The sequence below is a fragment of the Pigmentiphaga sp. GD03639 genome (assembly GCF_029845405.1).
Classification (GTDB): domain Bacteria; phylum Pseudomonadota; class Gammaproteobacteria; order Burkholderiales; family Burkholderiaceae_B; genus Pigmentiphaga; species Pigmentiphaga daeguensis.
The window spans coordinates 1-6,000 of record NZ_JAOCLR010000060.1 but is presented as its reverse complement, the minus strand read 5'-3'; the positions used below and the strand labels follow the sequence as shown (position 1 = coordinate 6,000).

Below are 6,000 nucleotides of genomic sequence, written 5' to 3'. Positions count from 1 at the left end.
GTTCTTCTGTGGCGAGACCTATCTGCAGACCGAACTGCCCATCGACCCGTCCAGTCTGACGCGCTGGAGAAAACGCATTGGAGAAGAAGGGGTGGAAACGCTGCTTGCGGCCAGCATCGATGCTGCCCGGCGTGGTGGCGTCATCCGCAAGGCCAGCACGCAGCAGGTGATCGTGGACACCACCGTCATGCCCAAGGCCATCGCCCATCCCACCGACAGCCGGCTGTTGGACAAGAGCCGCCAGCACCTGGTCAAGGTCGCCGAGGACAACGGACTGCGGCTGCGCCAGAACTACAACCGCGTGGCCCCTCGGCTGGCCGCACAGATCGGTCGCTACGCGCACGCCAAGCAGTTCAAGCGCATGAAGAAGGCCGTGCGCACGCTGCGCACCCGTGTGGGCCGCGTGCATCGTGAGGTGCAGCGCCAGTTGCATGTGCTGCCCGAAGCGGCCCAGGCCAAGGTGCAGGACCTGCTGCAGCGCACCGGCCGCATCCTGACCCAGCGCACGAAGGACAAGAACAAGCTGTACGCCCTGCACGCGCCCGAGGTGGAGTGCATCAGCAAAGGCAAAGCCAGGACACCGTACGAGTTCGGTGTGAAGGTCAGCATCGCCACCACGTTGAAGGAGGGCCTGGTGGTGGGCATGCGCTCCATGCCGGGCAACCCCTATGACGGGCACACGCTGGCCGAGACGCTGGAGCAAGTGGGCATCCTCACCGGCACGGACAGGCCACCCGCCACAGCCATCGTGGACAAGGGCTACCGGGGCGTGGAGATCGAAGGCGTGCGCATCCTGCGCTCGGGACAACGGCGTGGCATCACCCGGACGCTCAAGGCCATGATCCGTCGGCGCAGCGCCATCGAGCCGGCCATTGGGCACATGAAGATGGACGGGCGGCTCGCCCGCAATCCGCTCAAAGGGGCGCTGGGCGATGCGCTGCACGCGGTGATGTGCGGCGCAGGGCACAACCTGCGCCTGATCCTGGCCGCGCTGCGGCTTTATTGCGTCCGCGTCGGCCTGCCGATGCAGCCGGTCATTGCAGCACTGCTCGCCGCTCCGGTCGAGAACCGACCGCCCTGCTGCTAAGAACCGAATTGTTCAGGGCGGACTATCTCCGCTTCGACGTGCACGGTGTCACCGATAAATAGCGGCTGGCAAAACTTCCATTGCGTGTAGCCTGTCGCCGCGATCACCGCTTCATGAAGGTGGGGCAGTTCTGTGGCCATGGCTACCGTGAGGGTGAGCCCGAATGTCCCGTGGAAGAGCCGCTGCCCGTAGCGAGTCGCCTGAGCGAATTCTGCGTCGACGTGGATAGGATGGCGGTCGCCGCTAAGCATGGCGAATAGCGTAAGGTCGGTCTCGGTCAGGGTGCGGCCGGTGCTTCGCCAGGTTTGTCCGGGACGCAGGTCGTGAAAGCCCATCGTCGCCATGGTTGGGTGGTAATCCCCCCGCAAAAGCGTTGCATCCAGAAGTAGAATTTTCTCGTTGAGGAGTTCTACAGCATGAAGAAGTCGCGATTCACGGACAGCCAGATCATCGAAGCCATCAAGCGGGTGGAAGCGGGCCTTGCGGTGCCCGAACTGTGCCGGGAGCTGGGCATCAGCTCGGCGACGTTCTACAAGTGGCGATCGAAGTACGGCGGCATGGACGTGTCGCTGATGGCGCGAATGAAGGAACTGGAAGCCGAGAACGCCCGGCTGCGCAAGATGTACGTCGAGGAAAAGCTCAAGGCCGAGATCGTGACGGAGGCGCTTGAAAAAAAGTGGTGAGGCCATCTCGTCGCCGCGAGATGGCCAAACGTGCCGTGCAAGATCGCGGCGTATCGATCCGAATGGCCTGCGAAGCGTTCAAGGTCAGCCAGAGCTGCTATCGGTACGTCGCGAAGGGCGATGTCGAGAATGAGGAGATTGCCAATTGGCTGCTGCGCTTGACGGACAATCACCGCAACTGGGGCTTTGGGTTGTGCTTTCTGTACCTGCGTAATGTCCGCGGCTTCGGGTGGAACCACAAGCGCGTGTACCGGATCTACCGCGAGCTCGAATTGAACTTGCGGATCAAACCGCGCAAACGGCTGGTTCGGCAGGCGCCCGAGCCGTTGACGGTACCGAGCCATGTCAACCAGGTGTGGTCCATGGACTTTATGCACGACCAACTTGCCGACGGACGTAGCATCCGAGTGCTGAACGTGATCGATGACTTTAACCGCGAGGCGCTGGGCATCGAGGTCGACTTCTCGCTGCCTTCCGAGCGCGTGATTCGCGCGCTCAAGCAGATCATTGGTAAGCGCCCGGTGATCCCGTCTTGAGCCAGGGCGTTGTCCTCGATTAGTGTCCACCATTTTTTGGTGGACACCATGGCAAAGACAGAATTAGCGCCGCTGCGTAAGCGCCGGTCTTACCCGAAGACGCTCAAGGCCCAGATCGTGGCGCAGTGCAGTCAGCCTGGGGCATCCATTGCCAGTGTCGCGCTGTCGCACGGCGTGAACGCGAACCTGGTGCATAAGTGGATCCGGCTCGCCAGCGTCGCACCTGGCGCTACGCCCGCGTTTGTGCCCGTGGTCGCATCGGGGCTGCCGGTACTGGGCCGGCATATTGAAATCCGGCTGTCGCGCGGCCCGGTGCAAGCGACGGTGCAATGGCCCGTGAGCGAAGCCGGTGCCTGCGTGGCGTGGCTGCGGGAGTGGCTGCGGTGATCCGCATCGATGCGATCTGGCTGGCGACCGAGCCGCTGGACATGCGTGCCGGCACCGAGACAGCGCTGGCGCGGGTGGTGGCGGTGTTCGGTATTGCACGCCCGCACCACGCCTATTGTTTCGCTAACCGACGCGCCAACCGCATGAAGGTGCTGGTGCACGACGGGATCGGCGTGTGGCTGGCCGCGCGCCGGCTGAACCGCGGCAAGTTCACGTGGGCGCAGGCGACCCACGGTCCGCATATGGCGCTGGACGGCGACCAATGGCAGGCGCTGGTGCTGGGCCTGCCCTGGCAGCATGTCGGCACGGCCGGTGCGATCTCGGTGCTGTAGCGCCCGGCAATCCGGCAAGACGCCAATACCGCCACCGCGAGCGCTGCGGCATACTGGCGGCCATGAGCACCGCATCCCTGGATCACCTGGACGCGCAGCAACTGCGCGCATTGGCCGAACGCCTGATGGGCGAGGTGGCTACGCGTGACGCCCAGATCGCGGCGCACGACGCGGTGATCGCCGAGCGCGACCGCGTACTGCTCTTCAAACAGACGCACATCGACCAGCTCACGCAGGAACTGGCGCTGTACAAGCGCTGGCGCTACGGCAAGCGCAGCGAGCAGCTGAACCCAGCGCAGGCAAGCCTGCTAGAAGAGACGATGGATGCCGACATGGCGGCCATCGAAGAAGAAGTAAATGCGCTGCGCGCCTCGATCGCGCCAAAGCCTGCCGAACCGCAAGCGCCGCGACGCATGCGGCTGCCGCCTGAGCTGCCGCGCACCGACATCCATCACGAACCCGTCTCCACGATTTGCCGCTGCGGCTGTGGCTTAAAGCGCATCGGCGAGGACATCAGCGAGAAGCTGGATTACCTGCCGGGCGTCTTCTCGGTCGAGCGCCACATCCGCGGCAAGTGGGTGTGCGACCAGTGCGAGACGCTCACGCAGGCGCCCGTGCCCGCGCAGGTCATCGACAAGGGCATCCCGACGGCGGGGCTCTTGGCGCAGGTGCTGGTGGCGAAGTTCGCCGATCACCTGCCGCTGTATCGCCAGGAAAGCATCTTTGCACGCGCCGGGCTGGCGCTGCCGCGCTCGACGCTGGGCGAATGGGTCGGCGTGTGCGGGTTGCGGCTGCAGCCCTTGGTCGATGCGCTGAAGGCCGAAGTCCTGGACAGAGCAGTGCTGCATGCCGACGAGACGCCGGTGCAGATGCTCAAGCCCGGGGCGGGCAAGACGCACAAGGCTTACCTGTGGGCCTACACGCCGACCTCCTATGACAGCCTGCGCGCAGTGGTCTATGACTTCACCCCCAGCCGCGCCGGTGAGCACTGCCGCACGTTCCTTGACGACTGGCGCGGCAAGCTGGTGACTGACGATTACGTCGGCTACAAGGCCGGGTTCGCGGCCGGCATCACGGAGCTGGGTTGCATGGCCCATGCCCGTCGCAAATTCCATGACCTGCATGCTAGCAACCAAAGCCAGATTGCCGGCCAGGCGCTGGAACTGTTCGGCGCCCTGTATGGTGTCGAGCGCGACGTGGCTGATCTGCCCGCCGACGAGCGGCAGCGAATGCGAGAAGAACGCGCGCGGCCGATCGCCGAGACGCTGCACCGGTGGCTGATCGCGCAGCGCCAGCGCGTGCCTGACGGATCCGGCACGGCTCGCGCCATCGACTACAGCCTCAAACGCTGGGAGGCACTCGCGCGCTATCTAGACGACGGCCACGCGCCGATCGACAACAATTGGGTCGAGAACCAGAACCGTCCCTGGGCGGTCGGACGTGCGAACTGGTTGTTCGCGGGGTCGCTGCGCGGCGGCCAGCGCGCGGCCGCCATCATGAGCCTGATCCAGTCGGCACGCCTGAACGGGCATGATCCGTATGCCTACTTGAAGGACGTGCTCACGCGGCTGACAACGCAGAGGAACAATCGGATCGCCGAACTGCTGCCACATCGGTGGACACCGGCCACCTGATTGCCGTCGTCAAGGCGTGATCACCGGACGCTTACGATCATTGGCTGGCGAGGAAAACCCTCGGCGATTCGGTGCGACAACGGCCCGGAATACCTGAGTGCGGCTATTGTGGAGTGGGCAAGCACATGGGGCATCAACTCGAATATATTCAGCCCGGCCAGCCCCAGCAGAACGCCTATGTCGAGCGATTCAACCGGACCGTTCGCTACGCTCCAAGGTCCTGGGCGATTTTCGATACGTTGCTATCCGGCAGTTCAGCCAGGCGTACCGCCTCGCGCTTGAACTCGTCGGTAAAGGTTCTTCTGGTCCGTGCCATCTTCCTGCTCTCCAGGCATCATCATGCCATCTGATGTGTCTGGAGAGATAGGGCAAGCCCAGAGACCAGTTCTTCAACGCTGGCTTCAGCCTTGGCCATGGTGCTTCCTCCTGTCAATCTCACTCAACTGCTGCGGGCGGCTCGGCAGCGGGGATGATCAACAACAGCTCGGAGTCATCCACTAGCCTGTAAACCGGTCGCTTGCCGGACAGCCGTTCACTTTGATCCAGAATGATCTGAACCCCTTCACCACGCTTGTCCATCATGGCGCTGCGGCCCGTGATCGCTTTGTCCGCCTCGGGCACGGAACATTTGGCCAGCAGGCTGGTGATGGCTTCGTTTCGCGCGGCCTGGCGGTAGGGAAGGCTCTCCACCGTCATGGTGTTGGGGATGGCGCCTGGCGAATACAGCTCCAGCCGGTCCGCAAACATCCGCAGGCGGATTTTGGCGCCATGGATCGAGTAATCCCGGTGCGCAACGGCATTGACCAGGGCCTCGAAGACGGCGGTCATGTCGTACTGCGGCAGATCGTGCCGGCCCTCATTCTTGGTGGCATAGACCTGCATGTTCTTGCGGACGAAGTGGCAAGCCGCCAGCACCTGGGCATCCAGCGGCCCGGTGATGTCCTGGGCGTCGAGTTGATAGGCCGTGTCGCCTTGCGGCAGCACCTCGGTGCCACGGTATGCCACGGCCTGAATGAAGGCATTTGGCAGCCAGCGGCGGGGATCAGCGCTGGCCATCAGCACGCCGGCGATGGTTGGCCGAAGTGCGCCGTCGGTATCGGGGCGCGCCATGGCCAGTTTATCCAGCAGCACCGCACGCGTATCCTGCACGCGCGGACTGGCAAAACGTTGCCACAGATCATCTACAAGGTCGTCGAGTGTGGCGCCAGGCACCGGCTGCTCGTCGAAGCGGATGATGCGCGCCTGGCTGCGTTGCTGGAACAAGCGCGCCAGATAGTCCGGAGCCATTTCACGCTTAGCGCTGCCCACGCGGGGCAAATAGCCGCCGGGGCTTTTATGCAC

Annotated in this window: 6 protein-coding genes and 2 pseudogenes; 6 read left to right on the top strand and 2 right to left on the bottom strand. The window is 63.9% G+C overall.

Annotation, left to right across the window (positions count from 1 at the left end; translation table 11 throughout):
* Nucleotides 1-1,087 (top strand): IS5 family transposase (locus N5K27_RS28655; RefSeq protein ID WP_279820961.1); only part of this gene is annotated, 1,087 nt, incomplete at its 5' end.
* Here N5K27_RS28655 and N5K27_RS28650 read toward each other — a convergent pair.
* Entirely contained in the window at nucleotides 1,084-1,431 is a 348-nt protein-coding gene (locus N5K27_RS28650; RefSeq protein WP_279820959.1) for a MaoC/PaaZ C-terminal domain-containing protein, read from the bottom strand. The two genes, N5K27_RS28655 and N5K27_RS28650, sit on opposite strands and share 4 nt — an antisense overlap.
* 72 nt (nucleotides 1,432-1,503) lie before the next feature.
* Between N5K27_RS28650 and N5K27_RS28645 the strand changes: the two are divergent.
* The 5 genes and pseudogenes from N5K27_RS28645 to N5K27_RS28625 form a co-directional block, all read left to right on the top strand.
* Nucleotides 1,504-2,279 (top strand): annotated as a pseudogene (locus tag N5K27_RS28645) (IS3 family transposase); the annotation flags it as partial.
* Between the two features lie 75 nt (nucleotides 2,280-2,354).
* Entirely contained in the window at nucleotides 2,355-2,693 is a 339-nt protein-coding gene (locus N5K27_RS28640; RefSeq protein ID WP_140416855.1) for a transposase, read from the top strand.
* Nucleotides 2,669-3,025, top strand: coding sequence for an IS66 family insertion sequence element accessory protein TnpB (gene tnpB, locus N5K27_RS28635; protein WP_279820956.1), 357 nt, complete (start codon nucleotides 2,669-2,671; stop codon nucleotides 3,023-3,025). The genes N5K27_RS28640 and tnpB overlap by 25 nt, the downstream gene beginning before the upstream one ends.
* A gap of 62 nt (nucleotides 3,026-3,087) precedes the next feature.
* Complete coding sequence (locus N5K27_RS28630) at nucleotides 3,088-4,659, top strand: IS66 family transposase (protein WP_279820954.1); 1,572 nt, start codon at nucleotides 3,088-3,090, stop codon at nucleotides 4,657-4,659.
* Between the two features lie 36 nt (nucleotides 4,660-4,695).
* Nucleotides 4,696-4,868: pseudogene (locus tag N5K27_RS28625) on the top strand (integrase core domain-containing protein); the annotation flags it as partial.
* A gap of 226 nt (nucleotides 4,869-5,094) precedes the next feature.
* Here N5K27_RS28625 and N5K27_RS28620 read toward each other — a convergent pair.
* Nucleotides 5,095-6,000 (bottom strand): ATP-binding protein (locus N5K27_RS28620; protein ID WP_279820952.1); only part of this gene is annotated, 906 nt, incomplete at its 5' end.

Excerpts from the sequence above, each read along its gene's own strand:
- N5K27_RS28650 (WP_279820959.1), bottom strand. The coding sequence starts at position 1,431 with ATGGCGACGATGGGCTTTCACGACCTGCGTCCCGGACAAACCTGGCGA.
- N5K27_RS28640 (WP_140416855.1), top strand. The coding sequence starts at position 2,355 with ATGGCAAAGACAGAATTAGCGCCGCTGCGTAAGCGCCGGTCTTACCCG.
- N5K27_RS28630 (WP_279820954.1), top strand. The coding sequence starts at position 3,088 with ATGAGCACCGCATCCCTGGATCACCTGGACGCGCAGCAACTGCGCGCA.